We start from the raw sequence: 18057 nt of genomic DNA, 5'->3' as shown, positions 1-18057 counted from the left end.
TTTGTGAGCAAGATCACATATCACCATACTGAATCTTTATTTCGAAATATCTCTGTGAAATTTTAATATTTTATTTTAAATAAATAACTTAGATAAAAATTTAAATCATAAATAAACCCGAAATTTATAAAAAATAACACAATGCTGCCTTAATTAAACAAGGCACTACAAAAAATAATAAATCTCTTTCTCAAATGCAGTTATGTTAGGACACAGGCGAAACCAATAACAATATTCCCAGAAAAGCAAAAATGCTTCGAGTCAGCATATTCAGAAGAAATGTGAGGCTGATACAGGATCGGCTGTAGCAGATTGACTTGCGGGATGATTTTGATTCGGTAAGCCATGCAATATATAAGCTCAAGCGACTTTGAGATAGACCAAAAATATCTGAACTAAACTCAAGCTCAGCAAGGAATACATCATGAAAATTAAGGCCAATAGCCCCGCGACTGGTAAAGACGGTTTAGACAAACAAAATACCAATAAAAAAAGTGAACAGCTCGACGCATATCGCAGTGATGCGACCGAACAGGCACTCACTACCAATCAAGGGGTTAAAATTTCCGATAACCAGAACAGTCTCAAGGCAGGCGTTCGCGGTGCGACCTTGATCGAAGATTTTATTCTCCGGGAAAAAATTACCCATTTTGACCATGAGCGAATTCCAGAACGTATTGTGCATGCCCGCGGTGTCGGCGCACATGGCTATTTTGAGGCTTATCCGGGGAATGAAAAACTGACCAAGGCAGGCTTCCTGACCAATACCAGTGTGCAAACGCCAGTATTTGTGCGTTTTTCTACCGTACAGGGACCACGTGGTTCAGCAGATACGGTACGTGATATCCGTGGTTTTGCCACCAAGTTTTATACGGATGAAGGTAACTTCGATCTGGTAGCGAATGATGCGCCGGTATTCTTTATCCAGGATGGGATCAAGTTCCCGGATTTTGTACATGCAGTCAAACCTGAACCTCAGACCGAGATTCCTACCGGTGCATCTGCACATGATACTTTCTGGGATTTTGTTTCTTTAGTGCCTGAATCTGCACATGCGGTGATGTGGGCCATGTCGGATCGGGGTATTCCGCGTAATTTAAGAGCCATTCAAGGCTTTGGTGTACATACTTTCCGTTTTATCAATGCCGAGAATAAAGCGGTTTTTGTTAAATTCCACTGGACGCCAAAACAGGGTCTAGCCCAACTGGTCTGGGATGAAGCACAAAAACTGGCGGGTAAAGATCCGGATTTCCATCGTCGTGACTTATATGAAGCGATTGCCTCCGGTAACTATCCGGAATGGGAGTTGGGTGTACAGGTCGTCCCAGAAGAAGATGAGATGAAGTACGACTTCGACTTGCTGGACCCAACCAAAATTATTCCGGAAGAACTGGTGCCGGTGACGCCGATTGGCAGAATGGTGCTGAACCGTAATGTCGATTATTTCTTCGGTGAAACCGAGCAGGTGGCATTCTGTCCGGGACATATTGTGCCAGGACTGGATTTTACCAATGATCCATTATTGCAGGCCCGTCTGTTCTCTTATACCGATACTCAGCTCAGCCGTTTAGGTGGTCCAAACTTCCACCAGATCCCAATTAACAAGCCGGTTTGTCCATTCCACAATAACCAGCGTGATGGTTTACACCAGCGTATTGTACATACCGGTCAAGCCAGTTATGAGCCGAATTCGATTGACAATAACTGGCCGACTGAGACTCCGCCAGCCGAACAAGGCGGTGGTTTTGAAAGCTATCAGGAGCGTATTGATGGACACAAGATCCGTCAGCGTAGCGAATCATTCAGTGATCACTTTAGTCAGGCCCGTCTTTTCTACCGCAGCCAGGCACCACATGAGCAAAAGCACATTGTCGATGCCTATGTCTTCGAGCTGAGCAAGGTGGAGCGCAAATATATTCGTGAACGTGAAGTACTTGAAGTGCTCTGCAATATCGATCTGGACTTGGCACAGCAGGTTGCTGACCAATTGGGTATTGAAATTCCGGCAGAGAAAAAGGCGGCAAAATTGCCAGAGGTGCAGGTTTCACCACGTTTATCTTTTGAGGCATTTAAACCTGAAGATATTAAGGCACGCAAAATTGCGCTATTGGTGCACGACAAGGCCAATGAGGCCAGTATCAAAGCTGTTCAAGCTTGGGCAGAATCAGAAGGGGCTGTGGTCGATGTACTGACCCCAAAACCGGGCCCGGTACTGGGTCAGCAAGGCGAGGTGATTCCTTCCGATGGTATGCAAAAAGCAGAACCATCCATTGCCTATGATGCTGTGGTGATTGCTGACGGTGACAATTACGATGTGGTGATGAAAGATGGTGTGGCGACTCATTATCTGCTGGAAGCTTACAAGCATTTAAAACCAATCGTGTTCCTGGGCGATAAAGGCAAGCTGATTGAGGATCTGCGCTTGGTTAGCGATGAAGGAACTCTGGCAAACGGACAGTTTGAAGCAGTACAAGATAGCTTCAAGACTTTGATCCTGAACCATCGTGTCTGGGCGCGTGAAGCGATTGCGGAAGCAATTCCTGCCTAAACGATCCAATTTATGTTTTAGAGGATAGAGGCTCCGGCTTCTATCCTCATGGTTTTAAAATGGATGAAGAGATGGTGAGACCGGACGTCAAAAAGTTGTTAGCGCAAGCACAGCAAGCCAAATGGAGCAGAGAGCAGGATATTTATCTGATTGAACATAATCATTTGCCTTTAGCTGAACTGATGCAGCAACTTTGTTTCAATGAAGAAGAGATTAATGCACGCCGTAAGGTATTAGGGCTGACCACACGTTTAAAACAAATGCGCAAGCTTTCTCATTAACTGACTTTACAAACACAACAACATTATCCGTATTTTATGAGGAACCGCATGCATGAACCTCGGTTCAATATTACAAAGATTTGAAACTTCTCCTCTGGAGCTACAAGAAAAAATTCACCACACTTTAATGGAGCTGGTAGAGATTTCCGCTCAGGTGCCTTATCCCGCTTCCGGAGCGACCTTAAAACGCTGGCAGATGCTTAGTCAGGTTTCGGCAAGCAATTTGAGCCTGGGCAAACTGTATGAATCGCATTTAGATGCTTTAGCTATTCTGCATGAACTGAATATTCCGGTAGAACAAAAAGGCTTATGGGCAGTATGGGCGGCAGAAGGCGGTCCCAAACCTTTAACATTGCAAGCAGGAAAGCTAAGCGGAATTAAGCCCTGGTGTTCTGCATCGGTCTGGGTGCAACACGGTCTGCTGACTTACCGTGATGAGCAGCAACAATCCCAATTACTGATTCTAGATTTGTCACAAGAAGGCATTCAGCATCATCAGGATGCCTGGCAGGCAGTGGGCATGCAGCATACCTTGACTGCCCGGCTTGAACTGGATCAGGTTAAGGCGGAAAAAGTCGCAGCTCCAAATGCCTATCTGGATCGGCCCGGATTCTGGCATGGCGCCGCAGGTGTGGCCGCGTGCTGGTATGGCGCAACCGTGCGTTTGGCTGAATATTTAAGACAGGCAGTATTGTTAAAACCGCATGCCTATAAGGCCATGTATCTCGGTGAAATTAGTCGGGAGCTTTTAGCGACACAGTCCTTATTTTATCAAGTTGCTGCATTGATTGATCAGCAACCGCAACACGCACATGAGTTAAAGATTCGTAGCCTACGTGCTCAGGTGGAAGCGACTGCCTTAAATGTACTAACTCATGTAGGTAAGGCACTTGGTGCTGGGCCGTATTGTGAGCATCCGCATTTCGCTCGGCTTGCAGCAGATCTTCCGGTATTTATTCGTCAAAGTCATGCTGCATTTGACTTGGAGCGGATTGGCGAGCTGACTGCACAGGAGGAACAATTATGGACGTTATAAGACATGAGATTGTAGGGGATCGTGTCATCCATGGTGAAGGCACAAGACTTGAAGAATGGCGTTCCTGTCAGATCCTGCAACAGATGCCGGAATTTGATATTCCTAAGATTATTCCTCTAGATGCCAGAGTCTGCATCATTGCCCCTCATCCTGATGATGAAATTTTGGGCTGTGGAGGCCTGATTCAGCGTCTGGACAAACTTGGCTATCAGATCATACTTTTTGCCGTTACCAATGGGACAGCCAGTCATCCCGGCTCTAGTCTATATACTCCCGAAGAGTTGAACCAGATTCGTCCTGCTGAAACGCGAGCAGCTTTAGAAGCGTTACCTTTAAAACAGAATATCTTGCGGATCCCTTTAGATATTCAAGATGGCAAGGTGGCCGAACAGCGGGATGTGTTGCAACAGCATCTGCAATCTTATCTGCAACCGAATGATGTGTTAATTAGCACATTTGTTCATGATGGACATCCAGATCATGAAATTACGGGGCAGGTCACACAGCAGCTGGCCACTGAACTTCATTTGCCCTGTATTCAGGTCTTGATTTGGGCATGGCATTGGGCAACACCTGGAGATACCAGAATTCCCTGGACCGTCGCTCATCAACTCAAATTAACTGAGGAAGAATTACAATATAAGTCTCGAGCTGCGCGGTGTTTTAAGAGCCAGATCGAACTTGATCCGACGATAGATCAATCACCGATTCTGCCAGAGCAGGCATTACAACGTATTTTACAGCCCTGGGAGGTGTATCTGTATGAACAGTAAAGCAGCCTATGATCAGGAATATTTCGATGCCTTGTATGCCCTGAATCAGGGAGATCCCTGGCAATATGAACAGCGTTGGTATGAACAGCGCAAACGGCAGATTTGTCTGGCGGTCTTGCCACGCTTGCAGTTTGACTCCGCGATTGAAATTGGTTGCAGTAACGGCATATTCAGTCAGGAACTAGCGCAGCGGACAGATAGCTTAATGTGTCTGGATGCCAATGATACTGCGATCCAGTTGGCACAGCAGCGTTTACAAGTGTATCCGCATGTGCAGGTGCTACAGCGGATCGTGCCAGATGAGTTGCCTAAACAGAAATTTCAGCTCATTGTCGTCAGCGAGATTTTATATTATCTAAATCCGATTGCTCTGCAACAGGTGCTGACATGGTTGCATACTGCACTCGAACCGGGTGGATGTATCTTGAGTTGTCATTGGCGCGCGTCGATCTCGGGATTTAGCCTAAATGGTGAAGATGTCCATCAGTATCTCAAAGCGCATTTGAACTATGCACATCGTTTAAGTTTGCAGGACTCCGATTTTTTGGTAGATCTGTGGCTGAATTCAGCACAATCCGTAGCAGAGCAGGAGGGCTTAAGATGAAAAAAATCGGTGTGGTGATTCCGGCCTGTAATGAAGAAGCCTATATTGAACGCTGCCTGTTGGCCTTAAAATCAGCACAAACTTATTTTTTTCAATATTTTAAAACAATAGAAAATTTTCCCGAGATTCATATTCTCGTGGTCTTGGACCATTGTACCGATAGCACTGCACTTAAAGTTCAGCAAATGAACATTCCAGCTATCAGTTGCGACTTCCGAAATGTCGGTAAGGCACGCCATGTAGGCATTCAGCAAATGATCGAGCAAGGCTGTGACTGGATTTGCTGTACCGATGCCGATTCATTCGTACAGTACGATTGGTTTCAGGTGATGTTACAGCATCAACCCACCGATGCGATTTGTGGTGTAGTCGAGCTGGATCAATGGGATCATTTAAGCCGGAAAACCCGTCAGGCTTATCTCCGACATTATCAGGACAGCATGGGACATCGGCATATTCATGGCGCAAACCTGTGTTTTAAAGCTTCGGCTTATATACAGGTCAATGGGTTTCAGCAACTGGACTGTCATGAGGATGTTGATTTCATCCGTCGTTTAGAAAAAGCCGGCGCGCAGATTGTCTGGTCGAATCAACTGAGAGTTACCACCAGCAGTCGTCTTAACTCAAAAATTGCCGCAGGTTTTGCCCATTTTCTGCAAAAACTTGAGCTTAAGCAGGCCGCGAAAAAACCGATCAGTCTATGCAAATAAAAGCATAAAACTATAAATTTTATACAATCAGATACTTGTAAAAAATCTTAAAATTTGGTTCTAAAAACTATTCCATTTAAATTTATTCTGTTTATAATTCACGCAAATTCAGCCCCGCATACTTATATATTTCAACTATAAGTCTGTGGGGTTTTTCTATGGATGAACGGTAATGGATGCCTGAGCCTTCTTTTGTGGTAATACAATGTTCAATCAAACACTGCTTTCTCGAATTCAGTCTCCATCACCATATCTATGGCAGAAAATAGCGACTGCGTTGTGCTTCTTTAGCTTGGGCTTTAGTACTGCGGCTTGGGCACCCTTAATTCCATATGCACAGCAGCGCCTGTTATTAAATCATGCTGATTTTGGCCTGTTATTGCTGTGTGCCGGAATCGGTTCAATGCTGGCGATGCCGCTGGCCGGTCGACTGGCCAATGCCTTGGGTTGCCGTGCTGTTTTGGCCGTAATTCTCAGTGCATTTTTATTTATTTTGCCTGCTCTGGCTTATAGTCCGAATCATTTAATGATGGCAATCAGCCTGTTTTTCTTTGGTGCCAGTGCCGGTGCTTTGGGCGTGACTGTCAATATCCAGGCTGCACAGATTGAGAAAAAACTCGGTAAAAGTTTAATGTCGGGTTTTCATGGAGTGTGTAGTTTAGGTGGTCTGGCAGGCGTACTGGGCATGACCATGTTAATGGGACTTGGCTTGGCGCCTTTAACCGGTGCGGTGATTGTCAGTGTAATTTTGCTGCTTATTGCCTTATTCGCTGTTCCTTTAAGTTTGGGTGCTGAGCCAAAAACAGCGGTAGAAGAAACATCACCAGAACAACCGGTAAAAAAAGCAGCACCGACCTGGGCAATTTTAGGTATTGGTCTGATCTGTTTTGTGGCTTTTCTTTCGGAAGGTGCCGCCATGGACTGGAGTGGTATTTATCTTGCTACTGAGTTCAGCCTGCCTGCGGCGCAAACCGGTTTAGCTTATAGTTTCTTTGCTGGTTTGATGGTACTGGGACGTTTTAGTGGACACCTGATTATTCAGCAGTTTGGTGAAAAAAATACGATTCTGTTAAGCGCACTATTGGCTGCAACCGGTTTATTAACCGTAGTCTTTGCGCCAGTCTGGCAAGTGGTGTTGGTCGGCTATGCGATTTTAGGTTTAGGTAGTGCCAACATTGTACCGCTGATGTTTTCCCGTGCAGGACGTCAGAAAACTTTGGCTTCACATGTGGCATTGTCTTATGTATCGGTATTTGCTTATACAGGTTCGTTGATTGGGCCAGCATTGGTCGGCTTTGGTAGTGAAATCATCGGATTGAGTCTGGTATTTAGCGTCATTGCGATTGGTCTATTGAGTATTGTGATTTTGAATCATCTCACTGCAGACCCAAGCGAAGTACAACAAAGCGAAGAGATTGTGGCTCCTCTTCAAAATGAAACACCAGCTTAATGCTGGTGTTTTTTTACTTAAAAATTTAGGCATGTACATTGAACTGGTTTGAAGCTCCTGCAGCCACCGGACGATAGATCCGCAGGCTTTGTGAGTTTTTCAGGTCAGTGATAAACTGATCACGCCAGCGAATAATATCGAAATTTTTCAAGCCTTGGCTTAAATAACGATAGCGCTCTAAACGTTCTGATTTAGACATGCGCAGCGCCTTCTTCAAAGCTTTAGCCATACTGTCATGCTCATAAGGATCGACCAGTAAGGCTTCTTTCATTTGTTCAGCAGCACCGGCATATTTAGATAGAATCAAGACACCCGGATCTAAAGGATCCTGTGCAGCAATATATTCCTTGGCGACCAGATTCATACCATCCCGGATCGAATTTACCCAGCAAATATCTGCCTTACGATACAGTTGCATCAATGCCTCATGGCCCAAAGTATCATAGCTGCAATCGAAAGGTAACCAGTCCGCTGTGCCATGCTGGCTATTAAGTTCATGCACGGCAGATTTAAATTGCATATACAGGTTCTTATAGGTCTTTACATCCAGTCGGCATGGACAGGCAATTTGTAATTGCTGGAATTGATTTTTAAACTCTGGCTGATCTTCCAGTAAGCTCTGCAAAGATCCGATTTTTTCCAATAAGCCTTTACTATAATCAATCCGGTCAACTGAAATGATGGTTTTATAAGGCTGCACTGTATTCAGATCAAACGGAAGCTTTTCTGGATGACTATCTGAGGCCTGATTTTGTAGTTGCACAGGATGCACACCAATCGGATAGCATTTCACATGAATCTTTCGAGATTGATAATTCAGGATTTCATTGTGACGATGCTGCACTTTTAAGGTCTGTTCAAGGAAATTTAAACAGTTTTCCTGATCGCGAGAGGTCTGCAAACCCAGTACATCGTAGTTGGCCAAATGATGTGCCAGATCGCGATGAGCGGCTAAAGTCTGCCAGAGCCTTAGTTCAGGAAAGGGAATATGCAGGAAAAAGCCAATACGGTTACGCATGCCCAGTTTACGGCAATAATGCGCCACGCTTAAAAAATGATAATCATGGATCCAGATAATATCATGTGGAGATGCTACCTGTTTCAGGTGCTTGGCAAAGCGTAAATTGACATCCTGATAGATCTTAAAATCCTGCGGCTGATAATCTACAAGTTGATGCTGGTCGTGCATCAGCGGCCACAATGCATTGTTGGCAAAACCACAATAAAAGCCTTGATATTGGGATTCAGTCAATGGACTCGTGTGATATTCAACATTTTGATGCTTCAGGATTTGAAACTTCTGCTCTTTCGTCTGGTCAACTCGGGATCCATTCCAGCCAACCCAGATACCGCCTATATCCTGCAAAGCATCCTGCAATGCCACCGCTAATCCACCTGCCTGTGTATTGTCTGACTTAGGTAGATTTACACGATTTGATAACACTATGAGTTTCGACATGTAATTTCTCCAATAATAATTGTTGTTGTGCTTTCAGTATTTCTAAAAATTCTGCTAGAAAAGCCTGTACTTGAGTCACGTTTTCGAGGCGATGTTGTGCCACGGTGTTGCCTGTACCGACTTTGATAGAGCAGCCTTTGAATGTGTTGATGACTTGAAAACCGGCTTCGTCGGTCAGGTCATCTCCGATAAAAATGGGATAATGATCACTTAAGTGATATTGCTGAATGATTTGCTGGATGGCTGAACCTTTATTTGCCCCTTTGGGCACCAGTTCGAATACAAACTTTCCAGCCTTAAGTTCAAAATCCTGAAAATGAGTAAGACAATTCAAGGCAAATGCATGCACTTGATGCTCTAAATAGGGATGTTCACGAAAATGCAGGGCGACTGAATAGTCTTTAATTTCTATTCGAATCTGAGGAATATTATTACTATGTTCTGTAATATAATTTTTTAATAATTCAAACTGTTCAGGATTTAAATCAATTAACTTGCTTAAACGCGATTGATAGCTTAATTCCAGACCGTGAGAACCGGCAATATTCCAGTCAAATGGATAAATAAGTTTTTGGGCTTGTGCAATTGAGCGACCGGTCACTAATATTAGCTGAATATATTGTTGTAACTCTTTTAAGGTATTTAAGGTTCCGCTCTTAATTATACTTTTTGCTGGATCTGGGTGGAATTCAGAAATGGTTCCATCAATATCAAGAAATAAAACAAGTTTGTGAGAATAAATAATAGGTTTGAGCTGATTTAAAATCACTTGAGGTAATATATAAGAAGATGTAGCAAGTGAATCTTCTAAGTCTTGATGTTCTTTTGGAGTCGACATAAATACTACCTAAGCCTATGAAATTAAATTGATTTAAAAGTTAAAACTACCTGAATTTTCATTGATCTGATTAAATTTATAACATATTTCATTTAACAGACTGGCTTTAAGTGCAGAAACGAAACACTTTTAACAAGTACAGTTACTTTGTAAGATTTAGAAATATTTTGGTAGAAATCCAGTATTGTTAATAAATTTTAAAAATAAATTATAAGGATTTTATATTTTAAAGTTTTCTTGGATTGATTGTTTTGATGTGGTTCTAGGATTTTAGACCACGCCTATAAGTGATAATCTACTCCCCAATAAGCATGGGAAATGCTTGTTTTTGGAGTCAACCATGACACGAAGAAAACGTCGTAATCATTCAGCAGAGTTTAAAGTTAAAGTTGCTCTCGCAGCAATTAAAGGCGACCACACACTCGCTGAACTTTCTACTCAATTCGACTTACATCAAAACCAAATAATTGATTGGAAAAATCAACTGCTTGAGCAATCAATCAATATTTTTTCACGACCAACAGCACAACAAGAACCTGAGATTGACCTCAAAGCTCTACATGCCAAGATAGGACATCAGGCATTGCAAATTGATTTTTTAGAAGGTGCGCTCAGAAAAATAGGGCAGCTGAGCGGCAAAAAATGATCGATAAGACCCATCAACTTTCGGTACGACAACAATCGCAATTGATTCAAATCAATCGCAGTACGTTGTATTACAAGCCCAAAGAGATTTCATCAACTGATTTGAGTTTGATGCGTCTGATCGATGAAATTCATCTCGACTACCCATTTATGGGCAGTCGAATGATACGAGATATGCTACAGCGTCAAGGGCATCAAATAGGTCGGCGTAAAGTCCGACGTTTAATGCGCTTGATGGGAATACATGCCTTGTATCCAAAACCCAATACCAGTAAGCCTAATCTTGCACACCGTATTTTCCCATATCTGTTGAAAAACATGGTCATCGATCACTCTAATCAAGTCTGGTGTACAGATATCACGTACATTCCTATGGCTAAAGGCTTTGTCTATCTGTGTGCAATTATAGATTGGCATAGTCGTAAAGTACTGGCTCATCGAGTATCGATCAGTATGGAAACAGACTTTTGCATAGATGCGTTGCAAGAAGCAATTGTGAAATATGGTTGTCCTGAGGTGTTTAATACAGACCAAGGCAGTCAATTCACAAGCGAGGCATTTTTGAATGAGTTAAAATTGCGAAATATCCGTATCAGTATGGATGGGAAAGGACGATGGATGGATAATGTAATGATTGAGCGTTTATGGCGCAGCGTGAAGCATGAGGAAGTCTATTTGAAGGCTTACGATACGGTTAAACAAGCGAAACAATCAATTGCTGAATATTTGGATTTTTATAACATGATACGTCCTCATTCAAGTTTGAATAAGGCAACACCGGATGAATTTTATGATCAACATTTACTAAAAGTAATGGCAGCATAATTTAAATATTTAGAGCGGATTTATCACTTATAAAACTGAATTGAGTGGTCTAATTAACGGAACCACATTATTTTTCAGGGTTTTAGATAATAAGATTTATTATTTAATCGTTATTTTTGAATGTGTATTTTGTAATTAATTTTTCAGAATATAGTATTTATTATTAATTTGTATTTTATTTTTTAAATATATGGGGAGATGTAATTTTGAGATATTTTTAAATATAATAGATCTCTTGCGAAAGTCATTATTGAAAATTTATCCGGTTTACCAATGCAGCTATTAAGTTGACGCGTAAACCAAATCTTTTCCGTCTATTTCGATAGCGTTCACTTAATATTCTAAATGTTTTCAATTGACTATTGATGTGTTCGATCACAACTCGTATTTTTCCAATCATTTTATTGTACTTTTTCTCAACATCAAATAAGGGTAAATTCTTCTTTTTCTTTATTGGCATCAATAATTTAAAGCCATCTTTCTCTAATCCATAGTAACCTAAATCGGTCATAACATATTCACAATGTTTGAATTTCTTAACCGTTTTTCTTGCCAGTTTAATGTCATGCTGACTGCCATTCGATATATCTAGCCCTATGATTTGTTTGCTCTTCGGATGATAGATCACTTGTACTTTTAGCGTATGTTTCTTCTTTTTACCACTGTAGAACTTACTCTGATTTTTTTTTCGGGCGTTCTATTGAACATTCTGTGGCATCAATAATGACCCAATTAAAGTGTTCGTCTGCTGTGGTAATGCTTCGTTTTGGCAGAGTAAAACGTCTTGATTTCATTAATGCATCTTCAACTTTTTTAATGGTTCGATTCACATTGCTTTCAGCGATATGGTAATTTGCCGCCAATTCCAGTTGAGTGCTGTAGTTCCGTAAGTAATTGAGCGTTAATAACAACTGATCCTCTAAATCTAAAGTATGAGGACGACCTGATTTCTTTTTGAGTGATTCTGCTTTTTCTAAAACATCTACCATTTCGGTAAAAACTGGTCGAGGTACGCCAACCAGGCGTTTAAATTCAGAATCTGAAAAACGGTTTAATTTCTGATATCTCATGAAATCTATATTGAGGTGGTTTTTACTTTCGCAAGAGGTCTAATAATTTAAATAAATTTATAAATTGGGCATATATAGTTAAAATTTTTAGCTTAAGTTTATGAAAGTTAATAATTTTTAAGATTGGCTAAGCTGTCTTAAAAGGAAAAATACTAAAATTGTCTAGAGGGAAATTTCGTATTATTAAATTTTCCCGGGACTAATTGGAGAGCTATACAATTTAAACAGCCTCTTAATTTAGCATCTCAGATTATTTTTTAATTCTTATTGGTAAATTTTATCAGAGGATAAAAAATCGAAGAAAGACGAACTCCAGCTCTATTATTGAACTCTCAAAATAACTTGAATATTCTTTTTTGAATCGAAGCGTAGGTGTTAGATGAAGTTGAACTAAACAGAGAGAAAAGATGTAAGGGTGGTATTGCAATGACAGAGCAGATACAAAAGACGGAAAAACAGATCATCAGTGATCTTACATAGGTCAAAAAACTAAGTGATGTTTCAATTAAATTTTTTTTGCTCAAATGGACATGAGCCAATTTAAAATCAGTAACTGATGATAGAAGAGGCAAGAAATAATTTTTTGAAAAAATAATAAAAGAGCAATCAAAGTGGAGAAAAGCTAAGGGTCGTATCATATAAGTTAAAAAACCAAATTCAGATACAACCCGTCTATTTGCATGAGGGAAAAATACTCAGATTTCTCGCCACACTTCATTTTTGTCTTTTAAAGGAATGGTAAAGTTAAAGTCATCATCATTACTGACCAGAAGACTGGTTGGAGTCTGCATGACCACTTTCAAAACAGTACCTGCTTCAAAAATAATAGGGTCGCAGTTTTCTTTTTGTAGGGTCACCGGTTTAAGTAATTCAATTACTGAACTTTCCATAGTTTTTTCCAAAATAAGATTACTTTTCGATAATTAAATCATAGCATGATTTTTGAAAATTTAACTGTTTCTTCAAAAACTGAGAACTTGATCAATGACTTATTCAAATAGGGAGAAGTGCTCTATTTAGATACAAGATACCTAGAAGACATGCAGTATGCCTGATTTTCAGCCTATTCTCGCAGTGCTCGGAAGCATGAGGTTCTTTTACATAAACCCGACAGATAACAGGCATAAAAAAGTCTATCAAAATAACGAAAGGTCAAAAACATGATGATTTTTCTGGTTTTTGGTATCGCTCTACTGAATGATAAAAATCGAGAATATAAGGAAAATCATAACGCAGAGCTGAATGATAAAAATAAGTTTCTAGAGACTTGATATCCTTCTATCCTTTTTTATACTAAATTGAAAATTAATGCTTTATAACAGTAAAAATCTAAAATAAGAATAAACTAGGCGTCATTTGGATGACCAAGAGACATAAGGAGAACTGGGTCGGTATGTTTAAGTCATTTTTCCCGCAACCCGTCTGGTTTTTTAGCAGCCTGATTTTATGGTTTATCATTAATCTTGTGCTTTGGCATAGTGGCGGATCAGGATGGGGAACCTATCTGGGTTTTCCTGAAAATTATTTTGATGAAAAGCTTACAATCGGTATCGGGCGTTTCTGGTCAGCTCAATTCATCTGGTTTTATCTCTGGTATTTCATGGCAACTACGATATTTGCGCTGTTCTGGCAATGGAAAGCCGGACACCGATGGCAGCGCTGGTCGGTCTGGGGCTCGGCATTTATTCTGTTTAATATCTGGTTCGGGGTACAGGTCAATGTCGTATTAAATGAATGGTATAGCCCGTTTTATGATCAGATTCAACAAATGCTCACGAAGGGTGGTGGGGATGTTTCATTGCTGTATCAAGGCGCATTAACCTTTATTTATATTGCGATGGTTTATGTCACTTTAGCGGTATTTAACCTGTTTTTTGTCAGTCATTATGTCTTCCGCTGGCGTACCGCGATGAATGATTATTACACCGCACATTGGGAGCAGTTACGTCATATTGAAGGTGCATCACAACGTATCCAGGAAGATACCATGCGCTTTGCCAAAACCACGGAGCAGTTAAGTGTTTCCTTGATTGAAGCGCTGATGTTTCTGATGGCATTCCTGCCGATCTTATATCAGCTCTCTAGTCATGTGAAAGTTTTACCAATTGTAGGGGAAATACCGCATGCTTTAATGTGGGCCTCGATTGGTTGGGCGGTATTGGGTACGGTCATTTTGATGGTCGTGGGAATGAAATTGCCCGGACTGGAGTTCAATAACCAGAAAGTTGAGGCAGCCTATCGTAAAGAGCTGGTCTATGGCGAAGACTATGCTGATCGCGCACATCCGCTGACATTACAAGAACTGTTTAGCCGGGTACGCTGGAATTATTTCCGGTTGTATTTTCACTATGCTTATTTCAACATGGTTCGGATCTGGTACTTGCAGTTAGACAATATTTACGGATTATTTATTCTGTTTCCAAGTATTGCAGCAGGGGCAATTACTCTTGGTTTGATGATGCAAATCCTGAATGTATTTGGCAAAGTGCGGGAATCTTTCCAGTATCTGATTCTGTCTTGGCCGACGATTATTGAACTGATGTCGATCTATAAACGCTTAAAAGCATTTGAATCACATATTGATTAATTTTTTCTCATATTATTATCCTGCTTTATCAGCCAAACAGTTTTAGGTTTGGCTTTTTTTAGGGCGAGTTAATTTACAAAATCCAATGGAAAATATCGATCTGACCGTTGGTCAGATGACTTGGGTAAATCGTGTCAGAACCTCCCAATATTGGGGTATTCAGATATTTTTTTCTTGTCTAAAATCCTAAGGGCCAGCCAAGATGGCGTTTAATTTCCGATGGTTTGACGTATAAAAATAACAAATGTACGTTGAGGAAATTATTCTTATGCTGATCTTGTTCAGGCAATGTTATAGCGGATAAAAGGTAAATTTATTACCCATTATAATAAAGGTCTGTAGCGTTCCCTGAATAAGCCGCCGGAGAAGGACTCACCGCTTTCTTCGGTTTTTTATGTGTTTTTTCTATCTTTTTCTTGAGTCCTGAATGGAATTGTTTATTATTTGAACTGATTTAAGAATGATACTTGTGTCAATTTTTATCACATGAAGCTTGGCATAATCAGCAAAGTTGAGGCTGATATGTGCCTTTTTACCGTTTAAATATTATAGTTATCAATATCTTGTGTTTGTTGTTTTGTACTATTTACGCTATGTTATACGGGATTTTGGGGTTGAGATGTTTGCTGTGAAGCTAAAAGTAATAATTCTAATAATAGGGGCAGCAGGTTTAGCTGGATGTAATAGCGTGAATCGGTTGAAATCAGAGGTGTTACATCCTTTTGCCAGTCCGGAAGAACTGATTGCCAAACGGGCTTTGAATCAACGTGATGGTAGTGCAAAAGATTATATTTATCTTTGGGGACAAGCGCAGAAAAATAACACGACTCAGGCCATGTATCCGCGTTCGATACTGACGCAATATTGTCATGAACAGGGCGGTAAATTTTCCCTGCTGTATAAAAGTAATTTTAGTGCAGTGTCAGATGTTGCCCAGCGCAAACGCCTGAGTGCCAATCGGGGTGTTGTACAAGGTAGCGGTGCCTATCAGTGTCGTATGGATGACCTGACTGAAAGCTGGATTGTCTCGATTGAGCCAACTTCTGAACGACAAATTGATAAAACCAGCCAGACGCGTAGTGTTCGACTACTCACTCGGGTCATGAGTCCTTCTCAAGCAAAAAACTTTTATCGTCCAACTAAAGCCAGGGTTGCTTTGGAGCAAACCAAATCTGCATCGATAAAAACCATGACTCCTCCTAAGACTCCTGCCGCAAAGACGACGAATGAACTGAAGGAATCAGCACGTAAAGAGCTGGAGAGGAAAGAGTTAGAGCGAAAGGAATTACAAAGAAAAGAGTTAGAGAAAAAAGAAGCAGAGAAAAAGCAGCTAGCAGCGGCATCAGCTCGAGCTACGGTAGCAGAAACACCGCAACAAAATCAGATGAAGATTTATGTGGCAGCGCGACGTGATATTAACAGTGGCAAGAATCTGAATAATGCCTGTAACAACGCCCAGCGTGCCTATAACTATGGCAAATTGCAGGGCACAGAGGGAACACGTGTCTATACTGAATCAGGGATGCTGGTTGCACGCTGTCTGAACAGTATTCCGGTCTATGCCAGCCGTTTCCCGAATGCTAAAGCACAATCCAAGCGGATTTTGCAGAATTTAGCCAATAATTATAATCATGCCGGAGCCAAGAATCTTTTGAGGCAGTTAAAATAAGCGCGGGATCAAAAAACTTAATCCAAAATCCGTATGATCCTTTTGACGATCGAGAAGATAGGCGCAAAAATCTGCTCGATCCGACGGGAGAGAACAGAAGAAAGCCCGCTTGGTTTAGTGGGGAGATCACGTGATCCGAGAATCTCCTTCCGCGATGTTGGATGGATGAATAAAAATACGATCAAGACGAAAAAAAGACAAGTCCCCACAGTATGATGCTGTGAAATATGTTGGTATTCATAATTATAAGTTTTTATTTTTATTGTTTTAGTCTAAATCATAGCGCTAAGTTTGACTGATCAATATCCTGACCTGATGAATAGCAATATGGACATCAGAATGACCATCCAAGTGTTGTAAATCTGGGTCAGTTTTTACAGAGTTCTATCAGTTTATTGCCCTGTTCCATGCTACAACTAACTGGTTTCATATCATTGGCTGGACATCGAAGAACAGGAAATTATGATGGCACATAAATCTTTTACAAAGCTTCGTACGTTTTTAATAAGTGCAACATTATTAAGTGTAACTCAGGTGACATTGGCTGGTCCGACAGTCAACCAGCTCAGTGACTGTTTGATGAAATCCACCACAGTCACGGATAAAACTACCGTCTTGCAATGGACCTTTGTGGCTTTAGGTAATCATCCGGACTTAAAGGCTTTTAGCAATGTGACCGCGAGTCAAAAGGAAGCATTAGACAAGAATCTGGCGACGGTGTTGCAGCGCATTTTAGTGGAGCAATGTTCTGCACAGACCAAAGCGGTAATTGCTGCGGAAGGCGTACAAGCGGTGGGTGACAGTTTTCAGGAACTTGGACGGATTACCGGTGAGGAAATTTTAGAAAATCCTGAAGTGAAAAGTCAGCTTAAAGGTGTGCTGCGTTATGTGGATTTAAATAAACTGGTGGTCACTTTCTTGACACCGGATGTGTGGAATAAGTTGGGTGAGTTAAGAGGGAAATAACTGATTGAATGCATGCGTGCCAGGGTCCATTATGGTATTTATTATGAATAACATAAATGAAAAGATAGGGGTTGTTATGTTCAAACGCACTGCTTTATTGGGTTTAAGTATGTTTATACTTCCTCCTGCGCTGTACGCAGGGGACAATGATTTGAGTCGGCAATACTCAAATTGTATGGATCGCTCAGGTGGCGTTACTGTAAATATGCTGGATTGTATTGCGGCCGAAACAGATCGCCAAGATACACGGTTAAATAATGCCTATAAACAGACGATGGCATCGCTGAATGCAAACCGTAAAAAACAGCTTCAAGAGGTTCAGCGTCTCTGGATTCGCTATCGTGATGCCAATTGCGATTTTTATGCCGACCCGAATGGAGGGACGATTGCAACTGTAAATAGCAATAGTTGTTACATGGAAGCGACTGCCGCACGTGCGACTGAATTAGAAAATTTAAGAGAAGAGTATTAATTTAAAAAAATCCTCTCCCTAGCCCTCATCCTTTCTTGCGCTTCATTTTAAAGCAGTGCTTTAAAACTTGCTCAGGAGAGGGAACCACGCGTATCAATTGATGACGTGGCAAGTCCTCCTTTGA

At 41.1% G+C, this 18057-nt stretch carries 16 protein-coding genes; 12 read left to right on the top strand and 4 right to left on the bottom strand.

Annotation, left to right across the window (positions count from 1 at the left end):
- The first annotated feature begins 424 nt into the window (after positions 1-424).
- From katE to ACO1B7_RS03265, 7 genes are all read left to right on the top strand, one after another.
- Complete coding sequence (katE, locus tag ACO1B7_RS03295; protein WP_004279334.1) at positions 425-2548, top strand: catalase HPII; 2124 nt, start codon at positions 425-427, stop codon at positions 2546-2548.
- Positions 2549-2619: 71 nt separating this feature from the next.
- Complete coding sequence (locus ACO1B7_RS03290) at positions 2620-2829, top strand: hypothetical protein (protein WP_004730408.1); 210 nt, start codon at positions 2620-2622, stop codon at positions 2827-2829.
- 52 nt (positions 2830-2881) lie between these two features.
- The gene (locus ACO1B7_RS03285) at positions 2882-3865 is read left to right on the top strand and encodes a hypothetical protein (protein WP_004279337.1); all 984 of its coding nucleotides are present in this window, start codon (positions 2882-2884) and stop codon (positions 3863-3865) included.
- Entirely contained in the window at positions 3853-4638 is a 786-nt protein-coding gene (locus ACO1B7_RS03280; protein WP_004279339.1) for a PIG-L deacetylase family protein, read from the top strand. The genes ACO1B7_RS03285 and ACO1B7_RS03280 overlap by 13 nt, the downstream gene beginning before the upstream one ends.
- The gene (locus ACO1B7_RS03275) at positions 4628-5242 is read left to right on the top strand and encodes a class I SAM-dependent DNA methyltransferase (protein WP_004279340.1); all 615 of its coding nucleotides are present in this window, start codon (positions 4628-4630) and stop codon (positions 5240-5242) included. The genes ACO1B7_RS03280 and ACO1B7_RS03275 overlap by 11 nt, the downstream gene beginning before the upstream one ends.
- Positions 5239-5952 carry a glycosyltransferase family 2 protein gene (locus ACO1B7_RS03270; protein WP_039902017.1) on the top strand — a complete coding sequence of 238 codons (714 nt, stop codon included), beginning with the start codon at positions 5239-5241 and terminating at the stop codon, positions 5950-5952. Before ACO1B7_RS03275 ends, ACO1B7_RS03270 begins: the two co-directional genes overlap by 4 nt.
- A 205-nt stretch (positions 5953-6157) precedes the next feature.
- A complete protein-coding gene (locus ACO1B7_RS03265; protein WP_004279342.1) occupies positions 6158-7402 on the top strand; it encodes an MFS transporter in 1245 nt (414 codons plus the stop codon).
- Positions 7403-7427: 25 nt separating this feature from the next.
- On the opposite strand, the gene ACO1B7_RS03260 is transcribed toward ACO1B7_RS03265, so the two are convergent.
- Both ACO1B7_RS03260 and otsB read right to left on the bottom strand, forming a co-directional pair.
- Positions 7428-8861: a trehalose-6-phosphate synthase gene (locus tag ACO1B7_RS03260; RefSeq protein WP_423089810.1), complete on the bottom strand. Its 1434-nt coding sequence runs from the start codon at positions 8859-8861 to the stop codon at positions 7428-7430.
- Entirely contained in the window at positions 8818-9699 is an 882-nt protein-coding gene (gene otsB / locus ACO1B7_RS03255; RefSeq protein ID WP_004279345.1) for a trehalose-phosphatase, read from the bottom strand. Before otsB ends, ACO1B7_RS03260 begins: the two co-directional genes overlap by 44 nt.
- A gap of 340 nt (positions 9700-10039) precedes the next feature.
- Here otsB and ACO1B7_RS03250 point away from each other — a divergent pair.
- Positions 10040-11169 (top strand): IS3-like element ISAcsp5 family transposase gene (locus ACO1B7_RS03250; RefSeq protein WP_155756875.1). Its coding sequence is split into 2 segments (ribosomal slippage): positions 10040-10292 and positions 10292-11169, totalling 1131 coding nucleotides; the frame shifts between segments, so codons are not numbered across the junction.
- A gap of 247 nt (positions 11170-11416) precedes the next feature.
- On the opposite strand, the gene ACO1B7_RS03245 is transcribed toward ACO1B7_RS03250, so the two are convergent.
- Together ACO1B7_RS03245 and ACO1B7_RS03240 are read right to left on the bottom strand one after the other, a co-directional pair.
- Positions 11417-12239 (bottom strand): IS5 family transposase gene (locus tag ACO1B7_RS03245; RefSeq protein WP_325756114.1). Its coding sequence is split into 2 segments (ribosomal slippage): positions 11417-11857 and positions 11859-12239, totalling 822 coding nucleotides; the frame shifts between segments, so codons are not numbered across the junction.
- 695 nt (positions 12240-12934) lie between these two features.
- Positions 12935-13129, bottom strand: a complete 195-nt coding sequence (locus ACO1B7_RS03240) for a hypothetical protein (protein ID WP_004279347.1) — start codon at positions 13127-13129, stop codon at positions 12935-12937.
- A gap of 503 nt (positions 13130-13632) precedes the next feature.
- On the opposite strand from ACO1B7_RS03240, the gene sbmA reads away from it, so the two are divergent.
- The 4 genes from sbmA to ACO1B7_RS03220 all read left to right on the top strand — a co-directional run bounded on the left by sbmA (position 13633) and on the right by ACO1B7_RS03220 (position 17933).
- A complete protein-coding gene (gene sbmA / locus ACO1B7_RS03235; protein ID WP_423090305.1) occupies positions 13633-14826 on the top strand; it encodes a peptide antibiotic transporter SbmA in 1194 nt (397 codons plus the stop codon).
- A gap of 619 nt (positions 14827-15445) precedes the next feature.
- Positions 15446-16495, top strand: a complete 1050-nt coding sequence (locus ACO1B7_RS03230; protein ID WP_171054295.1) for a hypothetical protein — start codon at positions 15446-15448, stop codon at positions 16493-16495.
- Positions 16496-16960: 465 nt separating this feature from the next.
- Positions 16961-17461, top strand: a complete 501-nt coding sequence (locus ACO1B7_RS03225) for a hypothetical protein (RefSeq protein WP_039902022.1) — start codon at positions 16961-16963, stop codon at positions 17459-17461.
- Between the two features lie 76 nt (positions 17462-17537).
- Positions 17538-17933 (top strand): lysozyme inhibitor LprI family protein, encoded by a 396-nt coding sequence (locus ACO1B7_RS03220; RefSeq protein WP_004279354.1) that lies wholly within the window; start codon positions 17538-17540, stop codon positions 17931-17933.
- The last annotated feature ends 124 nt before the right edge of the window (positions 17934-18057 follow it).

This window comes from Acinetobacter lwoffii (assembly GCF_049367455.1).
Classification (GTDB): domain Bacteria; phylum Pseudomonadota; class Gammaproteobacteria; order Pseudomonadales; family Moraxellaceae; genus Acinetobacter; species Acinetobacter lwoffii_W.
Note: the sequence above shows the minus strand (reverse complement) of the source record. Positions and strands in the feature narration are given on the sequence as shown.

Excerpts from the sequence above, each read along its gene's own strand:
- katE (WP_004279334.1), top strand. The coding sequence starts at position 425 with ATGAAAATTAAGGCCAATAGCCCCGCGACTGGTAAAGACGGTTTAGAC.
- ACO1B7_RS03290 (WP_004730408.1), top strand. The coding sequence starts at position 2,620 with ATGGTGAGACCGGACGTCAAAAAGTTGTTAGCGCAAGCACAGCAAGCC.
- ACO1B7_RS03285 (WP_004279337.1), top strand. The coding sequence starts at position 2,882 with ATGAACCTCGGTTCAATATTACAAAGATTTGAAACTTCTCCTCTGGAG.
- ACO1B7_RS03280 (WP_004279339.1), top strand. The coding sequence starts at position 3,853 with ATGGACGTTATAAGACATGAGATTGTAGGGGATCGTGTCATCCATGGT.
- ACO1B7_RS03275 (WP_004279340.1), top strand. The coding sequence starts at position 4,628 with ATGAACAGTAAAGCAGCCTATGATCAGGAATATTTCGATGCCTTGTAT.
- ACO1B7_RS03270 (WP_039902017.1), top strand. The coding sequence starts at position 5,239 with ATGAAAAAAATCGGTGTGGTGATTCCGGCCTGTAATGAAGAAGCCTAT.
- ACO1B7_RS03265 (WP_004279342.1), top strand. The coding sequence starts at position 6,158 with ATGTTCAATCAAACACTGCTTTCTCGAATTCAGTCTCCATCACCATAT.
- ACO1B7_RS03260 (WP_423089810.1), bottom strand. The coding sequence starts at position 8,861 with ATGTCGAAACTCATAGTGTTATCAAATCGTGTAAATCTACCTAAGTCA.
- otsB (WP_004279345.1), bottom strand. The coding sequence starts at position 9,699 with ATGTCGACTCCAAAAGAACATCAAGACTTAGAAGATTCACTTGCTACA.
- ACO1B7_RS03240 (WP_004279347.1), bottom strand. The coding sequence starts at position 13,129 with ATGGAAAGTTCAGTAATTGAATTACTTAAACCGGTGACCCTACAAAAA.
- sbmA (WP_423090305.1), top strand. The coding sequence starts at position 13,633 with ATGTTTAAGTCATTTTTCCCGCAACCCGTCTGGTTTTTTAGCAGCCTG.
- ACO1B7_RS03230 (WP_171054295.1), top strand. The coding sequence starts at position 15,446 with ATGTTTGCTGTGAAGCTAAAAGTAATAATTCTAATAATAGGGGCAGCA.
- ACO1B7_RS03225 (WP_039902022.1), top strand. The coding sequence starts at position 16,961 with ATGGCACATAAATCTTTTACAAAGCTTCGTACGTTTTTAATAAGTGCA.
- ACO1B7_RS03220 (WP_004279354.1), top strand. The coding sequence starts at position 17,538 with ATGTTCAAACGCACTGCTTTATTGGGTTTAAGTATGTTTATACTTCCT.